The sequence below is a fragment of the Nocardia sp. NPDC057272 genome, from assembly GCF_042668615.1.
GTDB lineage: Bacteria > Actinomycetota > Actinomycetes > Mycobacteriales > Mycobacteriaceae > Nocardia.
Window position 1 is genome coordinate 317,021 of sequence record NZ_JBHUYK010000004.1, and the last position, 25,643, is coordinate 342,663.

Here is a 25,643-nt window from a genome sequence, read left to right on the forward strand (position 1 = left end):
TCCTCGGCCGCGGGCGGCCGCGGGGTGGCCGGCTGGATGGGCAGATCGCGGGTCTCGTACTCGTCCACCGTGACGTCGGGGGCACTCACGACAGGACCTCCTCTTGCACGTCGTCGGTTTCGGGTTCGGGGATGGGCTCGGCCGGGGTGCCGGTGAGGGAAAGGAACACATCGTCGAGAGTGGGGCGCACGACGTTCGCGTCGAGCACGCAGACACCTGCGTCGTCGAGGCGGCGCAGCGCTTCGACCATCGTGCGTGACCCGTTGCCGACCACCACCGACACCTCGTCGCTGCCGGGCTCGTGAATGGGCTCGCCGACCCCCACCTGCTGCAGGACCTGCACCGCGGGCGACGGGCTCTGTCCCGCGGCGAGGGTGACCGTGAGCCGGTCGCCGCCGATGGAGGTCTTGAGTTCGTCGGCCGAACCGCGGGCGATGACCGTGCCCTTGTCGATGACGGTGATCCGGTCGGCGAGCAGGTCGGCCTCTTCGAGGTACTGGGTGGTGAGCAGGACGGTGGTGCCGTCGTCGACGAGATCACCGATCACCTGCCACATGTCCAGGCGCCCGCGCGGGTCGAGGCCGGTGGTCGGCTCGTCGAGCACCACCACCGGCGGCCGCGCCACCAGCGCACCGGCCAGGTCGAGGCGACGGGCCATACCACCGGAATAGGTGCCTGCCCGCCGACCCGCCGCGTGGTCGAGTCCGAACGCGGTGAGCAGTTCCTCCACGCGGACAACGGACTGCTTGCGTCCCATGCCGTACAGCCGAGCCACCATGCGCAGGTTCTCGTAACCGGTCAGGTTCGCGTCGACGGCCGCGTACTGGCCGGACAACCCGATCCTGGTGCGCGCGGTGGCCGGATCGGCCAGCACGTCGATCCCGGCGACCCGCACCGAACCGGCGTCGGGTCGCAACAGCGTGGTGACGATCCGCACGGTGGTGGTCTTGCCCGCACCGTTGGGGCCCAGCAGGCCGAGTACGGTCCCCGCCGGGATCTCCAGGTCGATCTCCTTGAGTACACGCACCTTGCCGTAACTCTTGGCCAGGCCGCGCACTTCTACCGCGAGACTCACGGTCGCATCTCCTTCTGGCCGCTGCCGCACACAGTGATCTCCGGGACGGCATCGAGGTGGCGATGCAGCACGGGGCCGATCGCCGCCAGCGATTCCGGTGTGGTCATCGCCGCGTGCCTGCAGGGCAGGTCGTGGTTGTGGATGTTGCCGGTGACGAACGGCTGCCAGGCGTCGGCACAGCGGCTCGGATCGGCGGCGTTGATCTCGTCCGCCGCGGCGGTGAAGAACACGAGGTCGCCGTCGAAGGTGCGCGGCCGGAACCGGTTGGCCATGACGGTGCCGTCGGCGTACCCGGTGTAGAGGCGTTGCAGGTGTTCCACCGAGAGCGCGGCGAACGGGCCGGCTTGGGCCCGCAGCAGATCCGCCGCTTCGTTCAGGTCGAGATCGGCGGGCAACGGTTCGCCGTCGACCAGGTCGGCGCCGAACTCGCCGAGGATGTCGGCGACGCTGGGCATCGAGGTGTCGAGCCAGCGATCGCCGAGCTGGTAGCTGTCCATCATCGCCAGCAGCGCGACGTCTTCGCCCGCGTCCTGCAGCTGCACGGCGATCTCCTGCGCGATCAGGCCGCCGAGCGACCAGCCGAGTAGGTGATAGGGACCGTGCGGCTGGATCGACTTGATCTGGGCGACGTAGTGTCCGGCGGCTTCGGGAATCGAGGTGAAGCTGTCGTCGCCGGACACGTGCGGGGCCTGCAGGCCGTACACCGGGCGCTGCGGGGCGAGATGAGCGAGCAGTCCCGCGTAGCACCAGGCCAGACCGATCGCCGGGTGCACGCAGAACAGCGGGGTGTCGTGCGGGCTGGTGGACGGGCGGATGGCCAGCACCGGGCTGGTGGCCGCCTCGATCACCGCGTCCGGGTCGGCGTCGTCGAGCTTGGCCGCGATCCCCGCGGGAGTGGCGTCGCCGAACATCATCTGGACGGGCATGTCGTAGCCCTGCTCACGCAGTGCCGCGACAACTTTGGTGGCCAGCAGGGAGTTGCCGCCGAGTTCGAAGAACCCGTCGTCCACGCCGACCCGCTCGACCCCGAGGACCTCGGTGAACACCGCGCACAGCGCCATCTCGGCGACGGTCGCCGGCGCGCGGTAACCACCGGACGCGGTGAACACCGGCTCGGGCAGCCGGGCCCGATCGAGCTTGCCGACCGGACTCAGCGGCACCTCGTCGAGCAGCATGATCGCCTGCGGGACCATGTAGTTCGGCACGTGACCCGCGACGTGCTCGAGCAGTTCGGGCACGCTCGGCGCGCTCCCGTTGCGCGCCTTCACATACGAGACCAGCGCGGTGACGCCGGCCTGCGTGGTGTGACCGATGGTGAGCGCGAGCTCGACATCGGCGTGCCGGGCGAACGCGACGTCGATCTCGCCGAGTTCGATCCGGAATCCGCGAACCTTCACCTGATGGTCGGTGCGGCCGACGTACTCCACGTCCAGCGCCGACTTGGCGCCGTCACGCCAGCGCACCAGGTCGCCCGTGCGGTACATCCGTTCGCCCGGCGCGCCGTAGGGATCGGCCACGAACCGCTGGGCCGTGAGTCCCGGCCGGTTGAGGTAACCGCGCGCCAGGGCCGAGCCCGCCAGCTGCAGTTCGCCGGTGACACCGATCGGGGTCGGGTGCAGTCGCCGGTCGAGCACGGTGGCCGCGACGCCGCGGATCGGCCCACCGATGGTGATCGGGCCCCGCGGGCTCATCGGCTGCGGCATCAACGTGACGATGGTCGTCTCGGTGGGGCCGTACACGTTGTAGAAGTTGCGCCCCGGCGCCCAGCGGGCGAGCAGTTCCGGCGGCAGCGCCTCACCACCGGTGAGCACGTGGGCCAGCGAGTTCACCCCCGTCGGGTCGACGGTGCCCAGCGCGGCGGTGGTGATGAACGCGTGGGTGATCCGTTCCCGGATGAACACCTGCCGCAGGTCCTCGCCGCCGACCACCCCGGCCGGGGAGATCACCAGCGTCGCCGCACCACCGAGCGCGAACAGGATGTCGAGCATGGCGGCGTCGAAGCTCGGGGTCGCGAAGTGCAGCACCCGGCTGCCGGGACGCACATCGAACCGGTCGGCGGTCTCGGCGGCGAAGTTCGACAGACCGCCGTGGGTGACCACGACGCCCTTCGGGGTCCCGGTGGAGCCCGAGGTGTAGATCACGTACGCCGGATTGTGCAGGCGCAGTGGGCGAATCCGATCGGCGTCGGTGACCGGCGAGTCGTCGGTGCCCAGCACGGTGGCCCTGGTCTGCGGGTCGTCCAGGACCAGCCAGCGGGTGTCGGCGGGCAGTCGATCGCGGTGCTCGAGCAGCGTCAGACCCAGTGCCGCATCGGAATCGGTGAGCATGTGACTGATCCGCTGCGGCGGGTAGTTCGGGTCGACCGGCACGAACGCGGCGCCCGCCTTCGCGACGGCGAGCATGGTCGCCACCGACTCCACCGAACGCGGAATACCCAGGGCCACCAGGGTTTCCGGCCCCACACCCTGTCCGATCAGGACACGTGCGAGCCGGTTGGTCCACCGGTCGAGCGCGTCGTAGGTGACCACCGTGTCCCCGGCGCACAGCGCGACACCGTCACGCGAACGAGCCACGGCGGCACCGAAGACCGCGGGCAGCGTCACCGCCTGCTCGGCCCGGGCGCCGTGCACCGGTGCCAGCGCGGTCCACTCGACCGCGTCGAGCAGTGCCAGATCGCCCACCGCGGTGTTCGGGTCGGCGGCCACGGCGGTGAGCAGCCGGACCAGGCGGTCGCCGAGCCTGCGCGCGGTGACCTCGTCGAACAGGTCCGCCGCGAAGTTCACCGACAGGTTGATGCCGTCGCCCACCCGGTCGGCGGTCTGGGTCTCGGTGAAGGTGAACTGCAGGTCGAACTTGGCGATACCGGCGTCGGCGTCGACGGCTTCGATCCGCAGGCCGGGCAGTTCCAGCATCCGCACCGGGGCGTTGCGCACCGACAGCATCACCTGGAACAGCGGGTGATGTGCCTGGGAGCGCGCAGGATTGACGACCTCGACGAGCCGTTCGAAGGGCAGGTCGGCGTTCGCGAACGCGTCGAGGTCCCCGTCGCGGACGGTGCGCAGCAGGTCGACGAACGCGCGCTCGTCGGACACCTCGGTGCGCAGCACCAGGGTGTTGACGAACATGCCGATCATCGCGTCGAGCGCCGGATGCCCACGGCCCGCGCTGGCGGTGCCGACGGCGATGTCCTCGGTGCCGGTGACCCGGTGCAGCAGGACCGCCAGTGCCGCGTGCAGCACCATGAACATGCTGACGTTGTTCGCCGTGGCGATGCCGCGCAACGCCCGGTGGGTCGCCGCGTCGACCGTGCAGTCGACGGTGCCGCCCTGGTAGGAGGGCACCGGCGGGCGCGAGCGGTCGGCCGGCACGGTGAGCAGTTCCGGCAGGCCGTCGAGCACACCGCGCCAGTGGTCGAGCTGCTTGCTGATCAGCGAGTCCGGATCGTCCTCGGTGCCGAGGAGTTCCTGCTGCCACAGGGTGTAGTCGGCGTACTGGACCGGCGGGATCTGTTCGCCGAACGGTTCACCGATCTGGATGCCACGGTAGGCGGCGGCCACTTCGGCGGCGAGCGGTTCCAGCGACCAGCCGTCCATCGCGATGTGGTGCACGACCAGCACCAGCACATGCTCGGTCGAGCGCGCGACCGCGAACTTGGCCTTGGCCGGTGCCGACTGCCCGGTGTGGTCGACGCTGATCAGCGCCGCCCGCATGGGCACCGAGGCCGACAGGTCGAATCCCGGGGTGACGAAACGGGTCACGGCGGTGTCGACCTCGCTCGCGGTGGCCGTCGCGTGGAACAGCGTGACGGCGGCGATCGCCGGGTCGAGCACCAACTGCTCGGGCTCGCCCGCGGTCTCCGGGAACACCGTGCGCAGCGTCTCGTGCCGACGTTGCACCGTGTGCAAAGCGGCAATGAGCGCATCGAGGTCGACTGTGCCGTGCAGGCGCAGCACGACCGGGACGTTGTAGGCGCCCGAGGACTGACTGTCACCGTCGGCACCCGCGTTGAAGCGGTTGAGGAACCACAGCCTGCGCTGCGCCGCCGACAGCGGAATCCGCTCCGGGCGTGGCTGGGGCACCAGGTCCGGCCGGTGTTCGTCGCCGGACGGTCCGGATTCGATGAGCGCGGCGAGTTCGGCGACGGTCGGCGCCGCGAACACGGTGCGCACTTCCAGGCGCACATTGCTGGCCGCGGCCAGCCGGGCCACCAGCTGGGTGGCCAGCAGCGAGTTGCCGCCGATGTCGAAGAAGCTGTCGGTGGCGCGGACCTCGCTCGCCCCGACCAGCTCCTCGAACACTCGCGCGACCGTCCGCTCGGCGAGGGTCTGTGGTGCCCGGCCCGCGGCGGCGGTGAACTCCGGTTCCGGCAACGCCGTGCGATCGAGCTTGCCGACCGGAGTGAGCGGCACCCGGTCGATCAGGTTCAGCGAGGCGGGCACCATGTGCCCGGCCAGCCGGACCATCGCGTGCCGTTTCACCCCGGCCACCTCGGCCGGGTCGACGCCCTCGTTCAGCTGGATCCAGGCGACGATCCGGTCGTCGCCCGCGATCCGGCGGACCTCGGTGTGCGCGAAGCGGACCTCGGGATGACTGCCCAGGACGGCGCTGATCTCGCCGAGTTCGATCCGGAAACCGCGCACCTTCACCTGATGGTCGCTGCGACCCAGGTAGTCGATCTCACCGTTCGCCGTCCAGCGCACCACGTCGCCGGTGCGGTACATCCGGCTGCCCGCCGGCCCGAACGGGTCGGCGATGAAGCGTCCCGCGGTCAGGCCGTAGCGCTCGTGATAGCCCTGGGCGATGCCGGCGCCGCCGATGTAGAGCTCACCCGGCACCCCGCTGACGACCGGCCGCAGCCGCTCGTCGAGCACGAGGGCCCGTGAGCCGCGCACCGGCGTGCCGATGGCGACCGGGACACCCACCCGCAGCTCCGACATCGCGGCGATGACGGTGAACTCGGTGGGCCCGTAGGCGTTGACGAACCGCCTGCCCGGCGCCCAGTTCTCCACCAGGTCCGGCGGCACCGCCTCGCCACCGGCCATCAGACCGCGCAGCATCGGCAGCGGGTGGCGGGTGGGGTCGATCGAGCCCAGCACCGCGGGCGTCAGGAAGGTGTGGGTGATCTGCTCGCGTTCCAGCAGGGTCCCGAGTTCGTCACCGCCGTAGATGTCGATCGGGCCGATCACCATCTCGGCGCCCGAGTAGACGGCGAGGAGCATGTCGAGCACCGAGACGTCGAAACTGGGTGTCGAGAAGAAGAACGTGCGGGAGAACCGGTCAAGGCCCATCCGTTCACGCAGGTCGAGCGCGAGACTGGTGAGACCGCCGTGGGTGACGGTGACGCCCTTGGGCAGGCCGGTCGAACCGGACGTGTAGATCTGATAGGCCAGGTCGGCGGTGCGCACCGGGCGGACCCGCTCGGCGTTGCTGATCCGGACCCCGTCGTAGCCGGCCAGTTCGGCGTTCAGCTCGTCGCCGTCCATCAGCAACCACTGGGTGTCGATCGGGCCCGCGGCCGCGCGCAACGAGTCCGCGTCGGCACGCGCGGTGAGCACCGCGCTGGCACCGGAGTCGGTGAGCATGTGCCGCACCCGGTCGGCCGGGTAGCGCGGGTCGACGGGCACGAACGCGGCACCGCTGGCCGCGACGCCGAAGATGGCGAGGGCGCAGTCCAGTGAGCGGGTCAGCCCGACGGCCACCCGGTCGCCGGTGCCGATACCGCGCGCGATCAGCGCCCGGCCCAGCCGGTGCGCCCGGCTCGCGACCTCGGCGTAGTCGAGCTCGCCCACTTCCCCGGCGACGCTGCCGCCGGCGAACCAGCGCAGCGCGGGCCGCTGCGGATACTTCGTGGCGGCACCGTCGAGGATGTCGGCCAGGATGACCGGCGTGACCGCGGCGGGTCCCTGCGCGGGGACGCGCTCACGGTGCTCGAGCACGGTGAGCGGGTCCAGATCGCACACCAGCTGCCGTGGGTCGGCGGTCACCTGGGTGAGGATCTGCACGAACCGGTCGGCGAGGGTCTGGATGGTGGCGGCGTCGAACAGTTCGGTGGCGTAGACGAAGTCGAACCGCAGCCCACTGTCCTCGGCGGGCGCGACCCGCAGTTCCAGGTCGAACTTGGCCAGGGCGATGTCGAGCTCTTCCGCGGCCAGTCGCAGTCCGGGCAGTTCCAGCGCGGGTGTGCGGTTGTCCTGCATGCTCAGCGCGACCTGGAACAGCGGGTGGCGGTTGCTCGCCCTGCTCTCCCGGCCCAGCGCGTCGACGACGCGCTCGAACGGCACATCGGCGTGCGCGAGGGCGGCGAGCTCACCATCGCGATCGGCGTGCAGCAGCTCGGTGAAGCTGCGGCCGGGATCGACATCGGAGCGCAGGACCAGGGTGTTGACGAACATGCCGACGAGGTCGTCGAGCTGGATGTCGGTGCGCCCGGCGACCGGGGTACCGATGGGGATGTCGCGGCCGCCGGTGACGCTGCGCAGCAGCACCGACAGGGCCGAGCGCACGACCATGAACAGGCTGACACCGGTGTGGCCGGCCAGCTCGTCGAGTGCGTGCTGCAGCGGTGCCGAGACCGCGCAGGTCACGGTGCCCGCGGACCCGGTGGGTTCGGCGGGGCGTGGCCGATCGAACGGCAGCGGCAGCTCGTCGGGCAGCTCGGACAAGGTGTCACGCCAGAACGCGAGCTGGGTGGCTGTGAGGCTGTCCGGGTCGTCCTCGCTGCCGAGGACGGCCCGCTGCCACAGGCTGAAGTCGGCGTACTGCACCGGCAGCGGAGCGCGCTCGGGGACGGCGCCCCCGGTGCGGGCCACGTAGGCCAGTGCGAGATCACGCGTCAGCGGGCCGAGCGACCAGCCGTCGGCGGCGATGTGGTGGACGACGACGCCGAGCAGGTGCTCGTCGGATGCGGTGCGCAGCAACGACACTCGCAGCGGCGTCTGCCGGGTGAGGTCGAAGCCCTGGCGGGCCAGCGCGGTCAGCGCCGCGTTCGCCCGATCGGGTGCGGTGTCGACGGCGTCGATCGTCGGCATCGCCTGGTCGAGCGGCAGGATCACCTGCTGGGCGCCGGAGAGGTCTTCGGGGAAGACCGTGCGCAGTACCTCGTGGCGCTCCACCAGGTCGCTGAGCGCGCCCCGCAATGCCTCGACGTCCAGATCTCCGCCGATTCGCAAGACGAATGCGATGTTGTAGGCGCTCGATTCGGGGGACAATCGATTCAGGAACCACAGCCGTTGCTGCGGCAACGACAGTGGTATGCGTCCCGGGCGCGGGGTGTGTACCGCCAGCGCCACCCGCTGCGTCCGGGGCGCTTCCGTGATCAGCCCGGCGATACCCGCCACGGTCGGTGCCTCGAAGATCTGCCGGACCGGCAGGTCGACCTCGAATTCGGCGTGCAGTGCGGCGGCGAGCCGGGTGGCCAGCAGCGAGTTGCCGCCGATGTCGAAGAAGCTGTCCTCGGCGCCGGAGATCGGGCGACCGAGGATCTCGGTGAACACCGCGGCCACCCGCATCTCGAGGTGCGTGCGTGGCGCGCGCGAGCCACCGCTGACCACGAATTCCGGTGCGGGCAGCGCCTTTCGGTCGAGTTTGCCCGCCGGGGTGACCGGCATCGCGTCGAGCACCGCCAGCGCGGCGGGCACCATGTAGCCGGGCAGTCTGCCGCGGGCGGTGTCGAGCACGGCGGCCGGGTCGATCGGGCCGTCGGCGGTGATGTAGGACGCGAGCCGCTGCTGCCCCTGCTCGTCGACGTGAACGACGGTCAGCGCGAACCGAACGCCCGGGTGTTCACGCAGCACATGGTCGATTTCGCGCAGTTCGATCCGGAACCCACGGATCTTGATCTGATCGTCGGCGCGGCCGAGGAAACGCAGCAGGCCGGTCATGTCGGCGACAACGAGATCGCCGGTGCGATACATCCTTTCGCCGACTCGACCGTGTGGGTTGGCGACGAACCGCTGCGCGGTGAGTGCCGACTTGCCGAGGTACCCGCGGGCCAGGCCGGGCCCGGAGACGTAGAGCTCGCCCGGTGTTCCCGGCGGCACCGGGTTCATCCGGCCGTCGAGCACGAACAGCCGCATGCCGCGCACGGGGGTGCCCAGCGGGACAGGCTCGCCCGCAACCATGGCCGCGCTCGCGGTGACCGCGACGGTGGCCTCGGACGGGCCGTACATGTTGTGCATCCGGTACTTCGTGGCCCAGGCTTCGACGAGTTCGTCCGAGCACGCCTCACCGCCGACGATCACGGTGTTGAGAGCCGGGAAGTCGCCCGCGGGCACCGTGGCCAGCGCGGCCGGAGTGATGAACGCGTGGGTGATGCGTTCCGAGCGCAGGAAACCGGCCAGCTCCGCACCGCCGTACAGGTCGGCGGGGGCCACCACGATCGTGGCGCCCGCGGCGAACCCGAGCAGCAGTTCCAGCACCGAGGCGTCGAAGCTGGGTGAGGAGAAGTGCATGGTCCGCGCGTGGTCGGTCACCTTGAACAGCTGGGTCTGCTCGCTGGCCAGCGAGGCGATGCCCGCGTGGGTGACCACGACAGCCTTGGGTGTGCCGGTCGAGCCCGAGGTGTAGATGAGGTAGGCGGGCTGACCGGCTCGCATCGGGTGCCTGCGGTCGGCGTCGGACAGCGGGGTGGCCGAGCGGATGGCGCAGTCGGCCTCGAAATCGGCCGTTCCGAAGACCATCCACTCCGGTGCCGACCGGTGCTTGCCGGTGGCGGTGGGCAGCGCGGCGAGATGCTCGGGCAGGGTGAGCCCGAGCGTGGCACCGGAGTCACCGATCATGTGCGCGATGCGATCGGCCGGGTAGGCGGGGTCGACGGGCACGTACGCGGCGCCGGTCTTCGCGACCGCCCAGATGGCGATGATCGACTCGAGGCTGCGCGGCAGCGCGACGGCGACCACCGTCTCGGGTGCGGCGCCGTGCGCGATGAGACTGCGCGCCAACCGGTTCGAGCGTTCGTCGAGTTCGCGGTAGGTAGTGTCGAAACCGAGGTAGCGCACCGCCACCGAGTCGGGCAGGTGTTGCGCGGTGTCGCCGAGCAGCCGGGCCAGGGTGCCCGCCGGTTCGGCAGGCGCACCGGCCACGGGGACCAGGCGGGCGATCTCGCGACGGTCGAGCACCTCGAGGTCGCCGATCGCCGTGGTGGGGGTGGCGACGGCGGCGGCCAGCAGCGTGGTGAACCGCCGGGCGATGGCCTGCACCGTGGCGCGATCGAAAACATCGGTGGCGAAACCGAATTCGGCGTGCAGCGGTCCGTCGTCGTGATTGTCGCGAACCTCGAGCTGCAGGTCGAACTTGGCGACGCCGATCTCGATCGGCACCAGTTCCGCGGTGACGCCGGGCAATTCGACCCGCAGCTCCGGGGTGCGGTCGTAGGACAGCATCACCTGGAACAGCGGATGCCGGGTAGTCGAGCGATCGGGATTGACCAGTTCCACCAGCCGTTCGAACGGCACGTCGGGGTTGGCGAAGGCATCGAGGTCGGTTTCGCGGACCTGGTCGAGCATGTGCTCGAACCCGGCACCGAGGTCCACTTCGGTGCGCAACACCAGGGTGTTGACGAACATGCCGACCAGCTCGTCCAGCGCCGGATCGGAGCGGCCCGCGATGGGTGTGCCGATGGTGATGTCGGTGCTCGCGCAGAGCCGGGCCAGCAGAGTGGCCAGGACGGCGTGCAGCACCATGAACATGCTCACGCCGCGACCGGTGGCGAGTTCGGCTGCCGCGCGCCGGGTTTCGGCGTCGATGACGAATTCGACGGTGTCCCCGCCGGTGCCACGATGTTGCGGCCGCGGCCGGTCGAGGGGCAGGTCGAGCTGATCGGGCAGCCCGGCCAGCGCGCCGCGCCAGTGCCCGAGCTGGCGCGCGATGGGTGCCTCGGGGTCGGTTTCCTCACCGAGCAGTTCGCGCTGCCACATCGCGAAATCGGCGTACTGCACCGGCAGCGTCGCCCACTGAGGCGCGGCACCGCCCGCGCGCGCCGACACCGCGACCATCAGATCCCGGGCCAGCGGGGCGACCGACCAGCCGTCACCGCTGATGTGGTGCAGCACCACGAGCAGGAGGTGATCCTCGGCGCCCACCCGGTAGAGCACGACCCGCAGCGGTGTCTCGGTCCGCAGGTCGAAACCGCGCCCCGCCACCTGCGCGGCCAGCGCGGGAATCTCGGCGGCGGCCACCTCGATCGGCGTGAGCTCGGGGTCCACGCCGGCCGCGGGGTGGATGCGCTGGTACGGGCCCTCGGGGCCTTCGGGGAAACTGGTGCGCAGGCTCTCGTGGCGGTCGAGCACATCGCGCAGACCCGCACGCAACGCCTCGAGGTCGAGCTGCCCGGTGAGCCGCAGGGCCAAGGGCATGTTGTAAGCGGCGGCGTGTTCGGCGAACCGGTTGAGGATCCACAGCCGCTGCTGGGCCAGCGACAGCGGCACCCGCTCCGGCCTGCGTGCCGGAACCAGTTTCGGTGTCGAGGTCTCGGGCCGGTGCGTGCTGATGTAGCCGGCCAGTGCGGCGATGGTCGGCGACTCGAACATCTCCCGGATGGTGAGGTTCGCGTCGAGGGTGGTGTTGATCCGGGCGACCGCGCGGGCCGCGACCAGGGAGTTGCCGCCGAGATCGAAGAAGCTGTCCTCGATCCCGATCGTGGTGCCGTCCAAGGCGAGAACCTCGGTGAAGATCTCCGCGAGCGCGCATTCCAGCTCGGTCTGCGGTGCGGCGGCGCCGGTGGTGACCCGCACACCCACCTCCGGCGCGGGCAGTGCTTTGCGATCGACCTTGCCGTTGGCGCTCAACGGCAGTTCGTCGAGCACCACCAGTGCCGAGGGCACCATGTAGGACGGCAAGCCGCGGCGCAGTGCCGCGAGCAGGACGGTGGGATCGGGTGCCGACGCGCCGGGCGCGGCGACCACGTAGGCGACGAGTTCGTCCTCACCGATGCGGCTGGTGCGGGCCACGCAGACCGCGCGGGCGATATCGTCCTGCGCGAGCAACGCGGATTCGATCTCGCCGAGTTCGATGCGCAGTCCGCGAATCTTCACCTGGAAGTCGGTGCGGCCCAGGTATTCCAGAACGCCGCCGGCGATCTGCCAGCGCGCCAGGTCACCGGTGCGATACATCCGCTGCCCGGGAGTGAAGGGGTTGGCGACGAACCGGTCGGCGCTCAGGTCGGGACGACCCAGGTAACCACGGGCCAGTTGCGCGCCCGCCAGGTACAGCTCGCCGACGACACCGGGCGGCACTGGGCGCAGATGCGGGTCGAGCACATAGGTCTGGGTGTTCCACACCGGCGAGCCGATCGGCACCGTGGTGGCCTCGGCCGGGCACGGCCAGTAGGTGACGTCGACCGCGGCCTCGGTGGGCCCGTAGAGATTGTGCAGCTCCGGTCCGCCGTCGGGGCCGTGCAGGGCGGCGTGGAAATCGGCGACCGTCGCGCCGGGCAGCGCCTCACCACTGCAGAACACCCGGCGCAGCCCCGCCCCGCCCCGCACTCGCGGGTCGGTGACGAACAGCGACAGCATCGACGGCACGAAATGGGCTGTGGTGATGGACCTTTCGGTGATGATCCGGGCGAGGTAGGCCGGGTCGCGATGCCCTTCGGGAGCGGCGACGACCAGGCGCGCACCGACCTGCAGCGGCCAGAAGAACTCCCAGACCGATACGTCGAAGGTGGCCGGGGTCTTCTGCAGGACCGCGTCGGTGTGGTCGAGCGGGTACTCGGCCTGCATCCAGCGTAACCGGTTCACGATCGCGGCATGCGTGACACCCACGCCCTTGGGCTTACCCGTGGAGCCCGAGGTGAAGATGACGTAGGCGAGGTGATCGGGGCGCAGCGGCGCGGTGCGATCGGCGTCGGTGATCGGCGCGACGTCGTTGCCGCTCACGTCGAGCGTGTCCAGATCGACCCGGACGGCGCCCTCGGGCAGCCGGACCCCGTCGCGGTCCGCGGTGAGTACACACACCGGATGTGCCTGTGCCACCACCGCTTCGATGCGATCGACCGGATGCCCGGGATCCAGCGGCAGGTAGGCCGCGCCGGTCGCGAGTACCGCGTAGATCCCGACGACCAGATCGACACTGCGATGCAGGCACACACCGACAGTGGTCTCCGGGCCCGCGCCGCGGGCGATGAGTTCGCGTGCCAGCTGGTTCACCCGGTCACCGAGTTCGGTGTATCCGAGTGTGCGATCGCCGAATTCGAGACCGATGGCGTGCGGGCTGCGCGACACCTGGTCCTCGAACAGCGAGACCAGCGTCGCGGCCTGCATCGGCATCTCGGTGGCGTTCCACTCGCGCAGCACCCGCTCGTTCTCGGCGGTGGTGATCGCGGTGAGCGTGTAGGTGGGGGTGGTCGGCTCGGCGGCCAGGAAGCGCGCGAGGAAATCGAGGTAGCGCGCGTGGTGGGCGGCGTTCTCGGACTCGCCGTAGAGTTTTGGATTGGCCTCGAAGTCGAGCTGGATGCGGCCGCCGTCGCCGTTGTAGATGTTGATCGAGAGGTCTTCGACGGGTCCGGTGGCGAGCACATTGAGCTGACCGGCGATGTCGTCGAACTTCAGCTCGTCGTGGAACAGCATGATGTTGACCATCGGCCCGAAGAAGCCGCGCGCGTCGCGGGAGTAGCCGCAGTCTCGCCGGATGTCGTCGGAGCGGTAGCGCTGGTGGCGCAGGGCGCCGGTGATCTGGAGTTCGGTCTGGCGCACGACGTCGGCGACGGTGGTGTGCTCGTCGAACCGCAGGCGCAGCGGCACCACGTTCGACACCACACCCGCCGAGCGGCGCAGCGCGACGGTGGTGCGTGCCGAAACCGGCAGGCTCAGTACGACATCCGGGTCGCCGGTGACCGAACGGACATAGGCGGCCAGCGCGGCGACGATCAGCGCGGAGTTGGCCGAACCGTGTGTGGTGATCGCGTCGGTGAGCAGCGTGTCGAGGTCGGCGTCGAGTACCGCGGTGGCACGGTGGCGTCCCGCGTCGTGGGTATCGCCCGCGGCGGTGACCGACGACAGCGTCATCGGTTCGCCCACGCCGGCGAGCTGTTCCATCCAGTACTCGCGGTCGGCACGGAACCGGCTCGACTCACGGTAGCGGGATTCGTCGGCGTAGAGGTCGACGAGCGCGGCGGCGCGGGAAACCGACGGCTCGCGCTGCTCGCCGACCGCGGTGTAGATCTCGGCGGTGCGCGAGAGCGCGTTCATCGCACCGTAACCGTCGATAACGATGTGGTGGCCACGCTCGTACCAGAACCAGTCCCGGTCACCGATCCGCAACACCACATTGATGGTGAGGGGCTCGTGCTCCATGTCGATCGGGGTGCTGGCATGGGCGTTCATCCAGGCCAGTGCGGCGGCCCGGGGGTCGGATTCGCCGCGGAGGTCGATCCGAGCCCAGCCGGGCCGCCACGTGGGGTCCACTCGCTGGTGGGGCACGCCGTCGATCTCGAGTAGGCGGACGTGTCCCACCTGGGATTCCGCGCCGTAGCGCTCGACCGCGTACAGCAACCGGCCGACGTCGAGATCACCGTGCAGTTCGACGTAATGAGCGATGGTGAGCGGAATATCGGGCCGAATCCGTTGCGCGTACCACAGTGCTGTCTGACCGGGCGAGAGGGCGAACGGTTGGCCCGGGTCCTCGTCGGTGATGCTCGAGCTGACGTGGTCGGTGGCCAAAGAACTCATCAAGCACTCCGTTTCTGCCTTGTGTCACAACTCCCCGAGCAGCGCCCGGGCACACGACGGCCCAGGGCGTGGCTTTTCCACGCCCATGATTCGGAGTACTACGGCAGCCGGATGGCTACCAATGTGAATTTATTTCGAGCTCAACGAATTACGCCCCTGAAGCAGCAACTTTGTGCCGCTTCCCCCCGGTTAAAACAAACCGCTTATTCAGAATTGTCCGAACTTCGCGCAAGATGCGTCGGATTCGCGCGGCGGCGTCGAAGTAATAGCAATCCGACACCGATCGCGGTCAGGATAACGGACGCGAGTTCCGGCCACGCACCGATTCGGGTAGCGACTGTTGTTGTGTCGCGCAGCGGTAGCTGGGCCACCAGGGCGGCGGGGACGACTTGCTCGGTGTGCTGCCTGAGCACGCCGTCAGCGGTGATGATCCCGCTGACACCCGTGGTTGCTGACACCACGAGCGCACGCCCGTGTTCGACCGCGCGCACCCGCGACATCGCCAGTTGCTGGTAGGTCATCTCGCTCTCGCCGAAGGTGGCGTTGTTGGTGGGCACCGTCAGCAATTGGGCGCCTGCGGCGAGGGAATCCCGAAATGCCCGATCGAAGGCAACCTCGTAACAGGTCGCCACGCCGACCGGCACACCGGCGGCCGTCACCGTTCCGTCACCGTTACCCGGCACGAAATAGCCCGCACGGTCGGCATAGGAGGAGAACAAACGGAAGAAACCGCGCATCGGCAGGTATTCGCCGAACGGCTGGATGATCTTCTTGTCGTGGCGCTCCCCCGGGCCCGCCGTGCCGTTCCACACGATCACCGAGTTGGTGGTCGTGCGGTCACCGTTCACCAGGACTGCGCCGACCAGGATCGGGGCGCCGATCCGCACCGAGGCTTCGGTGATCTCGGCGGCGGCGTCGGCATTGCGCAGTGGGTCGATATCGGAGGAGTTCTCGGGCCAGATCACGATGTCGGGCCGCGCGGCCTGGCCGCGGGTGACGGCGTCGGCCAACTCCTTGGTGCGCCGGACATGGTTGTCCAGCACGGCGCGGCGCTGGGCGTTGAAGTCGAGCCCGAGCCGCGGCACACTGCCCTGGATGGCGGCGACCGTGATCGTCCTGGTGCCTGCGTCCGGGGCGGGCAGTGTCGGCCGCAGGATCACTCCGGCCAGGGGCATGATAGCCACGGCCACCACCGCGGTGGCAAATCCGGTGCGCACGGCGCGAGTGTTCGGGCGCGGCGCGGGCGTGCGGGCCCAGGTAGCGACGCGCAGGACGAGTGCGGCGAGAGCGGTGCCGGTCAGCGCGACCGCGAAGCCGACCAGCGGCGCGCCACCGTAGGCGGCCAGCGGCAGATACCACCCATCGGCTTGACCGAAAGCGACACGACCCCACGGGAATCCGCCGAACGGGAAGCTCGATCGCACCCATTCGCTCGCGGTCCACGCCACAGCGAGCCAGATCGGCCAGCCCGGCAGCGCGCTCAACCATCGGGCGAGCGCACCCCACAGGCCGAAGTACAACGCGCACACCGTGGACAGCGCCAGCCACGGCACCGGACCCACATAGATCCCGGTCCACGGCAGCAACGGCACGAAGAAGGCCAGCCCGCCGAGCAGCCCGTACCCGAACCCGCCGCGCAGCCTGCCCGGCCCACGCACCGCGAGGGTGAGCAACGCGATGGCCACGGGTGCGAGGAACCAGAACGGGCGGGGCGGAAAGCTGCCGAACAGCAGCAGCCCGCCCACGACGGCCGCGAGCAGCCGCACCACCGTCGGGTGCGGCGTTCTCGCGGCGGATCGGCTCGCACCGGGATCCACCTCGCCCGCTGCTGATACCGGCTCGGCTGCGGAGTCGGGGTGGTTACCCGTCGCGGGGTCGATCATGGTGTGTCGCTCCGTGATTCGTTGCTGGCGGCGGGTCAGGCAGCGTAGATCGTGATGCCGTCGCGCACGGTGCGCAGGCAGGTCGGCAGGTCGACGCCCGGATCGAGGCGCGGGAGGCCGGGTACGCGGGAGCGGGGGTCGGTGGACCAGCGCTGCACGGTGTCGGCGGCCGCCGCGACGACGAGGTCGCCCGCGTCCCACACGGCATAGGAGGCGGGTGCGCCGGGAACCAGCGTGCCCGCCATCCCGTCGCGCACGCCGCCCGCGCGCCAGGCGCCGCGCGTGGCGGCGGCGAAGGCGGCGCGCGGGGACAAGCCGTGGCCCGGGGTGCGGTGGTGGACGGCCGCGCGCACCTGCTCCCACGGGTTCATAACGGTGACGGGTGCGTCGGAACCGATGGCGAGGGAGATGCCCGCCGCCGCCATCGCCGAGAAAGGGTTGAGGCCTGCGGCACGCTCGGCGCCGAGGCGGGTCGCGTACATCCCGTCGGGACCGCCCCACGCGGCGTCGAAGCCGGGCTGCACGGACGCGATCACGCCGAGCTCGGCGAGTTGTGCGATCGCGGCGGCGTCGGTCATCTCCGCGTGTTCCACCCGGTGCCCACGCGAGGCGATCGCCGGACCACCGAGTTCGGCGGCGACACGGGCGAATCCGGCGACGACGGTATCCATGGCGGCGTCGCCGATGGCGTGGAAGCCGGCCTGGATCCCGGCCTCGGTGCACGCGCGAATATGCGCGGTGACCGTGTCCTCGTCGAGGAAGCTCTTGCCGCAGCCCGCCGCGTCGGCGTAGGGCGCGCGCAGCAGTGCCGTGTGCGAGCCGAGCGAGCCGTCGACGAACAGGTCGCCACCGAGCGCGTGCACGCCGAGCTCGTCGAGCAGGGCGCGCGCGTGCTCTGCGGTGCGCACGGCCTGACCCCAGTAGGCCCGCACGGCCACGCCGTGGTCGAAAGCGAGCAGTTCGCGGATGTCGTCGCGGCCGGAGATCTCCGGGCCCGCGCATTCGTGGACCGCGACGATGCCGTGGGCGGCCGCCGCGTCCAGGGCCGCCCGACGAGCCGAATCACGCTGGGTACGAGTGAGTTCCGCGAGCGCGACCGTGCGCACCCGGTGGTGGGCGTCGGCGCGCAGCAGTTCGCCACGCTGATACCCGCCGCCGAGGTCACCGGCCGCGTCGAGCAGCGCCGAGGAGGCGACGGCCGAGTGGGCGTCGACCCGGGCCAGGTAGACCAGCCTGCCCGAACCGGCCGCCTCGTCGAGTTCGGCGACCGTCGGCGGACGCTGCTCTGGCCAGCCGGTGTCGTCCCAGCCCTCGCCGATGATCACCCCGTCCGGCCGGCTCGCGGCGTGCGCCCGCACCGTCGCGAGCAGGTCGGACAGGGATCCGGCGCCACGCACGTCGAGCCCGGTCAGCTGGAGTCCCAGCGCGGTGACGTGGACATGGGGGTCGACGAACGCGGGCGCCACGAACGCACCGTCGAGGTCGATGATCTCCGCGTCGGGGTGCATCGCGCGCCCGGGCGCCTCGGCGCCCAGCCACACCACGGTGCCGTCGGTGACCGCCATCGCGGCCGCGTCCGGGGAGCTCGAACTGTAGAAACGACCGCCGATCAGCAACTGGGTACTCACGGTGCCCCAGTCTGCCGTATCGCCGGATCGGCACCTCGGCAGGGACAGTCTCCGGTCGGCGGCGCGAGCGTCAGGTCGGCAGCGACAGTGCGGCGCGCACTTCGGCGTCGCCGAACCCGGCGGGACAATGCCCGCCCGCCTCCACGGCGATCAGTTCCAGCCGCCATGCGGCGGTGGTGAAGTCCGACATCGACTGTCCGGCAGCGGCGCTCGCTCTGCGCACCGCGTCGGCCAGTTCCTCGCTCACCGTGACGGTGATCTGCTCGGTGGCCATGTCGGTACTGTAGACCCTTCACCGCCGCGCGCGGGCGTGTCGGTCGAGGCCTTGCCGGATCAGGCCGGGCCGAGTGCGCGCGGACCCGCGCTGTGACCATCGTCGTACCACTGCCCGACCACGGTTCCATCGACCACGTCACCGTCCGCGTCGACGACCATCCCGCGATACGGCGAGGGTGCGAACGAGGGCAGCGGGCCGAAGCGCCGGGTACCGAGCTTCTCCAGCGCCGGTCGCAGCAGCGCCCTGGTCGGCGGGAACAGCGCGAGCAGGCCGACGAGCCCGGTGACCAGACCGGGCACGAACAGCAGCACCGAGCCGGTGGCGACGATCACCCCGTCGGCGACCGCGCTCTCGGCGGTCACCTCACCGCGGGAGGCCCGCCGGAATCGGTCGAACACCCGCCTGCCCTGCCGTCCGAGCAGCACCAATCCCACACCCGACACCGCGACGAGCACGACCAGCGCCCAGCCGATGCCGATCAACTGGGCGAGACCGACGAGGGCGGCGATCTCGACGACGAGGTAGAGGACGAACAGCACAGCGGTCATGGCGATCCTTTCGGACGATCTACCCCTTCAACGCACGAGCGCCCGATTTTTCTCCCGAGCGAGCCGGCGAACTCAGCCACCCGGCCGCACGAGCCCGGTCTCGTAGGCCAGCACCACCGCCTGCACCCGGTCGCGCAGACCGAGTTTGGTGAGCACCCGGCCGACATGCGTCTTCACCGTCGCCTCCGACAGGAACAGCGCCGCGGCGATCTCGGCGTTGGAGCGGCCGACCGCGATCTGTTCGAGCACCTCGCGTTCGCGCGCGGTGAGGACGTCGAGGATCTTCGGGTCGCGCAGGCTCGTCGGGTCCTCGGCCACGAGCCGGTCCAGCAGCCGCTTGGTGACCTTGGGCGAGACCACCGCGTCACCGGCGGCGACACTGCGGATGGCCGAGACGAGATCCTCGGGCGGGGTGTCCTTGAGCAGGAATCCGCTGGCGCCCGCACGCAGGGCGCCGAGCGCGTGTTCGTCGAGGTCGAAGGTGGTCATCACGAGCACCCGCACGCCCTCCCCCGCGGCCACGATCTGCGCGGTGGCGGTCACCCCGTCGACGACCGGCATCCGCACATCCATCAGCACCACATCGGGGCGCAGTTCGCTCGCGCGCCGCACGGCTTCGTCGCCGTTGCCCGCTTCACCGATCACGTCGATGTCGGGGTGCGCGCCGAGCACCATTTTCAGGCCCATCCGCATGAGTTCCTGATCGTCCACCACGAGCACGCTGATCGGCATTGCCCCACCCTAATAGTCACCGCCTCGCGGCATTCCCCGTGTTTTCCCCGCCCGGCCGCGGGTGAGCGGGGTTCAGTCCGTTTCGGTCCGCAGTGGAAGGTCGGCGCGCACCTGCCAGCGGCCGTCGTCGAGTCTGCCCGCGTACAGAGTGCCGCCCAGGACCGCGACCCGTTCGCGCATGCCGACCAGACCCATCCCCGCGCCGGGAATCTCGGCGCCCGGCCTCACCTGCGCGGGAACACCGCCGCTGTCGACGACTTCGACGAGGATGTCCTCGTCGCGCCGATGCACCCGGACCACCGCCTTCGGCTCCGCTCCCGCGTGGCGCAGGGTGTTGGTGAGCGATTCCTGCACGATGCGGTGCACGCCGAGACTCACCTCGGGGGCGATGTCGTCGAGTTCGCCGGTCAGCTCGAGGTCGACGGCCAGGCCCGCCTCGCGCATCATCTGGGCCAGCTTCGCGATCCCCGCACTGCCGTGCTGGGGCAGCAGTTCCGGTGCGTGCTCGGTGCGCAGCAGGGCGACGGTGCGGCGCAGTTCGCGCAGCGCGTCGCGACCGGTACCCGCGATGGTGGCGAGCGCGCGTTCGGCGGTGTCGGGGTCCTGGCGCAGGGCGTACTTGGCGCCGTCGGCCTGCACGATGATGACGCTGACGGCGTGTGCGACCACATCGTGGAGTTCGCGGGCGATACGGGTGCGTTCGGCGGCGACCGCGTCGTGCGCGCGCCGCTCCTTGTCGTAGTCGGCGACCGCGAGCCGCGCCGCTACCTCGGAGTCGTACGCGTGCCGGGCACCGTTGAACTCGGCCAGTGTCCAGCACAGCGCGTAGATGAGCGCGGCCATCGCCAGATCACCACCGCGCGGCTCGTCGAGCAACAGGACCGACAGCGCCATGTCGAGCGCGAGGAACGCGAGGAAGATGAGCCCGTCGCGCCGGCCGACGTAGGCGACGAGCGTGTAGAGCATCACCCCGAGCCCGATCAGGGCGACGTGGTCGGTGGCCTTCACATCGATCAGGTAGCCGATCAGGGTGTTCAGCAACGACAGCACCAGCATCGCCGCCGCCACCGCCCGCGGATACACCCGCCGCAGGATCAGCGGCAACGGCAGGATCACCGAGAAGATCAGGTAGACGACCTTGTTGTGTTCGTCGCCCACCCCGAGGGCGTCGAGGAACAGCAGCAATCCCGCGAGAATCGAGTCGGCGACGATGGGTCGTCCGCGTAGCCACAGGCTGAACCGGCGCACGGGGCCCAGCGTAGCCCCGGCTGGCTTTCCGGCCGTGATCTTGATTGCCTGGACGCGTGCAACTCGGAGACTGGACGGTCCTGCTGGTGGCCGCCGCGGCGGCCGGCTGGGTCGATGCTGTGGTCGGCGGCGGTGGGCTGATCATTCTGCCGACCCTGTTCCTCGTCGTTCCCGGCATCGCACCGCAGACCGCGCTGGGCACCAACAAGCTCGCCGCCCTGGCAGGCACGGCGACCGCGGTGGCGACCTTCGCGCGCAAGGTGCCGATGCAGTGGAAGGTGCTGCTGCCCGGTGCGGTGATCGCCGCGATCACGGCCGCGTGCGGCGCGGCGGCGGTGTCGCTGATCGACCGCGAACTGTTCATCCCGCTGGTGATGGTGGTGCTCGTCGGGGTGGCGGTGTTCGTGACCGTGCGGCCCTCGGTCGGCCTGACGATGGCCACCCATCCGCCGACGCGGCGCAAGGTGATCCTGGTGGTCGGCCTCGCGTCCGGACTGATCGGCCTCTACGACGGGCTGCTCGGACCGGGCACCGGCACCTTCCTGATCATCACCTTCGCGACACTGCTCGGCACCGAGTTCGTGCGGGCGGCCGCGATGGCCAAGGTGATCAACTGCGGGTCGAATGTGGGTGCGCTGCTGTTCCTCGGCTCGACCGGCCACATCCTGTGGGGTCTCGGCGCGGGCATGGCGGTGGCGAATGTTCTCGGCGCGCTGATCGGTTCGCGGATGGCGCTGGCCAGGGGTGCGGGGTTCGTCCGGATCGTGTTGCTCGTCGTCGTGGTGGTGATGGTGATCCGGTTGGGGTGGCAGCAGTTCGGTTAGGCGGCGATTCGGTCAGCGCACCGGTTCGGCAGCCGCGGAGGCGGCGAGCCACGGTTGCAGGACCCGCGAGGTCGTCTCGTGGATCTTGCGGTGGAGGCGTTCACCGTCGTCGATGCCGTGCTGTGGCTGCTGGAACAGCACCGTCAGCGCGCCCGATACCGCGCCGACCACGGCGCCGACCAGCGCCGCGGCGCCGACCTCGTCGAGTTCGTGCGGGAACGCGATGTGCAGCTGGTGGGCGATCTCGCGCTGCGCCACCAATTGCGCGTGCGCGGCGCGACCGCTCACCGAGGGGACGGTCCGCGAGACCCGCGCCCGCAGGGCGGCCACCCGCGAACCGACGTCGTCGACGAGGTGTTCGGCGGGGTTGTCGCCCGCCGCGCGCAAGGCCCGCAGCAACACCTCCACCGGGCGCTCGCCGGGCCGGCGGGTCGCGATGGCGGCGACCGCCGCGCGCACCCGTTCGTCGGGCTCGGGAAAGAGCAGTTCTTCTTTGCTCGCGAAGTAGTTGAAGAAGGTCCGGGTGCCGACCTCGGCCTCGGCCGCGATGTCGGCGACGGTTGTCTCCTCATAGCCTCTGGCCTCGAACAATTCGACGGCGGCCACGAGGATCGCACGTCGGGTTCGTTCCCTTTTTCGATCGCGCAGGGCAGATGGCGGCACGGCGGGCACCCTACGGCATTTTCGGCGCCGCTCGCGGGATGACCGGAGTCCGCGCGTCACGGCGGCAACCGACATGACGATGCGCCGGAACCGGTTCCGGCGCACATGTGTCGGTGGCACCGGTTAGCGTAGGTGCGGTGAGGGATACCACGACTTCCAGAGATGTGGACGAGGAGTTCCGCGCGCTCGGGCTCGCCACCCTGGCCGAGGCCGCGCTGTCGGCGGCCAGAGCGGCCGGCGCCGAGCACGCCGACCTGCGGGTGCAACGGTTGGTGACCCAGTCGATCCGGTTACGGGATGGTCGCGTCGAAGCGGTCACCGACGCGACCGAGCTGGGACTGGCGGTGCGCGTGATCGTCGACGGCACCTGGGGTTTCGCCTCCCACGCCGCACTCACGCCCCAGATCGCCGCCGAGGTCGCGCGCCGGGCGGTGACCGTGGCGAAGGCGCTGCGCGCGCTGAATCGCGAGCGCGTCGAACTGGCCGGCGAACCACGCTATGACGACGTCTCGTGGGTCTCGGCCTACGACCTCGACCCGTTCACGGTGTCGACGGCCGACAAAGTGGCGCTGCTGCAGGACTATTCGGAACGGCTGTCCGCGGCCGACGGTGTCGACCACGTCACCGCCTCGGTCCTGCAGGTCAAAGAGCAGACGTTCTACGCCGACACCGCGGGTTCGTCGATCACCCAGCAGCGGGTGCGGTTGCACCCCCAGTTGGAGGCTGTCACCGTCGATTCCGCGTCGGGGGTGTTCGAGACGATGCGCACTCTCGCCGCGCCCGCGGGCCGCGGCTGGGAGTACGTCACCGGCGCCGACGGAACATGGGACTGGACGGGCGAACTCGCACAGATCCCCGGCTGGCTCGCCGAGAAGGTGAAGGCGCCCAGCGTGGTCGCGGGCCCCACCGATCTGGTGATCGACCCGACGAACCTGTGGCTGACGATCCACGAATCCATCGGCCACGCCACCGAATACGACCGCGCGATCGGCTACGAATCCGCCTACGCGGGAACCTCGTTCGCGACTCCCGATCAGCTCGGCACGCTGCGGTACGGCACACCGATCATGCACGTCACCGGTGACCGTACCCAGGTCAACGGGTTGAGCACCGTCGGGTACGACGACGAGGGCGTGGCGGGCCAGCAGTGGGACCTGGTGCGCGACGGCATTCTGGTCGGCTATCAGCTCGACCGCGTGTTCGCCCCGCGTCTCGGGCTCGATCGCTCCAACGGATGCTCGTATGCCGATTCGCCCCACCATGTTCCGATCCAGCGGATGGCGAACGTGTCGTTGCAGCCGGATCCCTCGCGTGACACGACCACCGCCGAGCTGATCTCCCGTGTCGAGGACGGCATCTACATCATGGGCGACAAGAGCTGGTCGATCGATATGCAGCGCTACAACTTCCAGTTCACCGGTCAGCGGTTCTTCCGGATTCGCAACGGCGAGCTGGACGGGCAAGTGCGCGATGTCGCCTACCAGGCGACGACCACCGATTTCTGGGGGTCGATGGAAGCGGTCGGCGGGCCGAGTACCTGGCAGCTCGGCGGCGCCTTCAACTGCGGTAAGGCACAGCCCGGTCAGGTGGCGGCGGTGAGCCACGGCTGCCCGTCGGTGCTGGTGCGCGGGGTCAACATTCTCAATACCCGGACGGAGGGCGGTCAGTGAACGAGGGTCTGTTCCCGGCGGGCACGGTGGTCGAGCGTGCGCTGGCGGCGTCGAAGGCCGACGAGGCGATCGTGATCGTCACCGACGCGCACGAAGCGTCGCTGCGGTGGGCGGGCAACTCGATGACCACCAACGGCTCGTCGATTTCGCGGGAGTGGGCGGTGATCTCGGTGTTCCGTGACGGTCCGAACACCGCGCGGGTCGGTTCCATCAGCTCCACCAGCGTCGATCCCACCGAGATCGAGGCCGTGGTGCGCGCCAGCGAGGAAGCCGCGCGCACGGCCGCCCCGGCCCGCGACGCGATGCCGCTGCTCGAACCCACCGACGACGACACCGCCGCGTGGGATCAGGCGCCCGGCGCCACCGAGATCGACGTGTTCGCCGGGCTGGCGCGCGACCTGTCCACCGGTTTCGACGGCACCGACCGGCTCTACGGTTTCGCCCACCACCAGGTGCACACCACCTGGCTCGGCACCTCGACCGGTGTTCGCCGCCGGTTCAGTCAGCCGACGGGTTCGGTGGAGATCAACGGCAAGCGCGGCGAGGGCAAGGATCTGGCCAGCGCGTGGGTGGGGGTCGGCACCGCCGATTTCACCGACGTCGACACCCCCGGCCTGCTCGCCGAGTTGTCGCGGCGCCTGGACTGGTCCACGCGCCGCGTCGAGCTGCCCGCGGGCCGCTACGAGACCCTGTTACCGCCGTCGTCGGTGGCCGATCTGATGATCTATCTGGCGTGGAGCATGGAGGGCCGTGGCGCGCACGAAGGCCACACCGCGTTCTCCCGCGCCGGTGGCACGCGAATCGGTGAGCGGCTCAGCGACATTCCGTTGACCCTGTACTCCGACCCGAACGCGAGCGGTCTGGAATACCGGCCGTTCGTGGCGACTCCGTCGTCGTCGGAGTCGCTGTCGGTGTTCGACAACGGTCTGTCCGCGCGGCGGGTCGACTGGATCGGCCATGGCGTCATCGAATCGCTGGTGTATCCGCGCGCGACGGCGGCCGAATTCGCCGCCCCCGCCACGGTTCCCGGCGAGAACCTGCTGCTCACCGGCGGCGGCGAGGCATCGCTGGACGACATGATCGCCCGCACCGAACGCGGTCTGCTCCTCACCTGCCTGTGGTACATCCGCGAGGTCGACCCCGCCACCCTGCTGCTCACCGGTCTCACCCGCGACGGCGTCTACCTCGTCGAGGACGGCAAGGTCACCGGCGCGGTCAACAACTTCCGTTTCAACGAAAGCCCCCTCGATCTGTTGCGGCGGGTTTCGGAAGCGGGTGCCACCGAGATCACCCTGCCCCGCGAATGGAAGGACTGGTTCACCCGGACCGCCATGCCCCCGCTGCGCATCCCCGACTTCCACATGTCGTCGGTGAGCCAGGCCACCTGACCGGGGTGAACCCCCTCCGTTGGACGGCCCCGAGCGTGAAAGC

General features: G+C 70.2%; 12 protein-coding genes. 3 read left to right on the forward strand and 9 right to left on the reverse strand.

The window, feature by feature from the left end; genetic code table 11:
- Window positions 1–85: 85 nt before the first annotated feature.
- The 8 genes from ACFULV_RS08810 to ACFULV_RS08845 form a co-directional block, all read right to left on the reverse strand.
- The gene (locus ACFULV_RS08810) at window positions 86–1,075 is read right to left on the reverse strand and encodes an ATP-binding cassette domain-containing protein (RefSeq protein WP_378654717.1); all 990 of its coding nucleotides are present in this window, start codon (window positions 1,073–1,075) and stop codon (window positions 86–88) included.
- On the reverse strand, window positions 1,072–14,739 hold the full coding sequence (locus ACFULV_RS08815; RefSeq protein WP_378654719.1) for an amino acid adenylation domain-containing protein: 13,668 nt from the start codon (window positions 14,737–14,739) through the stop codon (window positions 1,072–1,074). The genes ACFULV_RS08810 and ACFULV_RS08815 overlap by 4 nt, the downstream gene beginning before the upstream one ends.
- A 203-nt stretch (window positions 14,740–14,942) precedes the next feature.
- A complete protein-coding gene (gene lnt, locus ACFULV_RS08820) occupies window positions 14,943–16,622 on the reverse strand; it encodes an apolipoprotein N-acyltransferase (RefSeq protein WP_378654723.1) in 1,680 nt (559 codons plus the stop codon).
- 35 nt (window positions 16,623–16,657) lie between these two features.
- Complete coding sequence (locus ACFULV_RS08825; protein ID WP_378654726.1) at window positions 16,658–18,250, reverse strand: amidohydrolase; 1,593 nt, start codon at window positions 18,248–18,250, stop codon at window positions 16,658–16,660.
- A gap of 70 nt (window positions 18,251–18,320) precedes the next feature.
- Entirely contained in the window at window positions 18,321–18,524 is a 204-nt protein-coding gene (locus ACFULV_RS08830) for a hypothetical protein (RefSeq protein WP_056809780.1), read from the reverse strand.
- A 59-nt stretch (window positions 18,525–18,583) separates the two neighbouring features.
- A complete protein-coding gene (locus tag ACFULV_RS08835) occupies window positions 18,584–19,075 on the reverse strand; it encodes an FxsA family protein (protein ID WP_378627553.1) in 492 nt (163 codons plus the stop codon).
- 72 nt (window positions 19,076–19,147) lie between these two features.
- Window positions 19,148–19,807, reverse strand: a complete 660-nt coding sequence (locus tag ACFULV_RS08840; RefSeq protein ID WP_378627551.1) for a response regulator — start codon at window positions 19,805–19,807, stop codon at window positions 19,148–19,150.
- Between the two features lie 72 nt (window positions 19,808–19,879).
- Window positions 19,880–21,055 (reverse strand): sensor histidine kinase, encoded by a 1,176-nt coding sequence (locus ACFULV_RS08845; protein WP_378654729.1) that lies wholly within the window; start codon window positions 21,053–21,055, stop codon window positions 19,880–19,882.
- A gap of 56 nt (window positions 21,056–21,111) precedes the next feature.
- On the opposite strand from ACFULV_RS08845, the gene ACFULV_RS08850 reads away from it, so the two are divergent.
- Window positions 21,112–21,879, forward strand: coding sequence for a sulfite exporter TauE/SafE family protein (locus tag ACFULV_RS08850; RefSeq protein WP_378654731.1), 768 nt, complete (start codon window positions 21,112–21,114; stop codon window positions 21,877–21,879).
- Window positions 21,880–21,891: 12 nt separating this feature from the next.
- On the opposite strand, the gene ACFULV_RS08855 is transcribed toward ACFULV_RS08850, so the two are convergent.
- Window positions 21,892–22,485, reverse strand: coding sequence for a helix-turn-helix domain-containing protein (locus ACFULV_RS08855; RefSeq protein WP_378654733.1), 594 nt, complete (start codon window positions 22,483–22,485; stop codon window positions 21,892–21,894).
- Between the two features lie 194 nt (window positions 22,486–22,679).
- On the opposite strand from ACFULV_RS08855, the gene ACFULV_RS08860 reads away from it, so the two are divergent.
- The gene (locus tag ACFULV_RS08860; RefSeq protein ID WP_378654736.1) at window positions 22,680–24,212 is read left to right on the forward strand and encodes a TldD/PmbA family protein; all 1,533 of its coding nucleotides are present in this window, start codon (window positions 22,680–22,682) and stop codon (window positions 24,210–24,212) included.
- Between the two features lie 8 nt (window positions 24,213–24,220).
- Complete coding sequence (locus tag ACFULV_RS08865; RefSeq protein ID WP_378654909.1) at window positions 24,221–25,600, forward strand: metallopeptidase TldD-related protein; 1,380 nt, start codon at window positions 24,221–24,223, stop codon at window positions 25,598–25,600.
- The last annotated feature ends 43 nt before the right edge of the window (window positions 25,601–25,643 follow it).

What these genes read in the sequence shown, in the direction of transcription:
- ACFULV_RS08815 (WP_378654719.1), bottom strand. Translation starts at nt 14,739, where the DNA reads ATGAGTTCTTTGGCCACCGACCACGTCAGCTCGAGCATCACCGACGAG.
- lnt (WP_378654723.1), bottom strand. Translation starts at nt 16,622, where the DNA reads ATGATCGACCCCGCGACGGGTAACCACCCCGACTCCGCAGCCGAGCCG.
- ACFULV_RS08830 (WP_056809780.1), bottom strand. Translation starts at nt 18,524, where the DNA reads ATGGCCACCGAGCAGATCACCGTCACGGTGAGCGAGGAACTGGCCGAC.
- ACFULV_RS08835 (WP_378627553.1), bottom strand. Translation starts at nt 19,075, where the DNA reads ATGACCGCTGTGCTGTTCGTCCTCTACCTCGTCGTCGAGATCGCCGCC.
- ACFULV_RS08840 (WP_378627551.1), bottom strand. Translation starts at nt 19,807, where the DNA reads ATGCCGATCAGCGTGCTCGTGGTGGACGATCAGGAACTCATGCGGATG.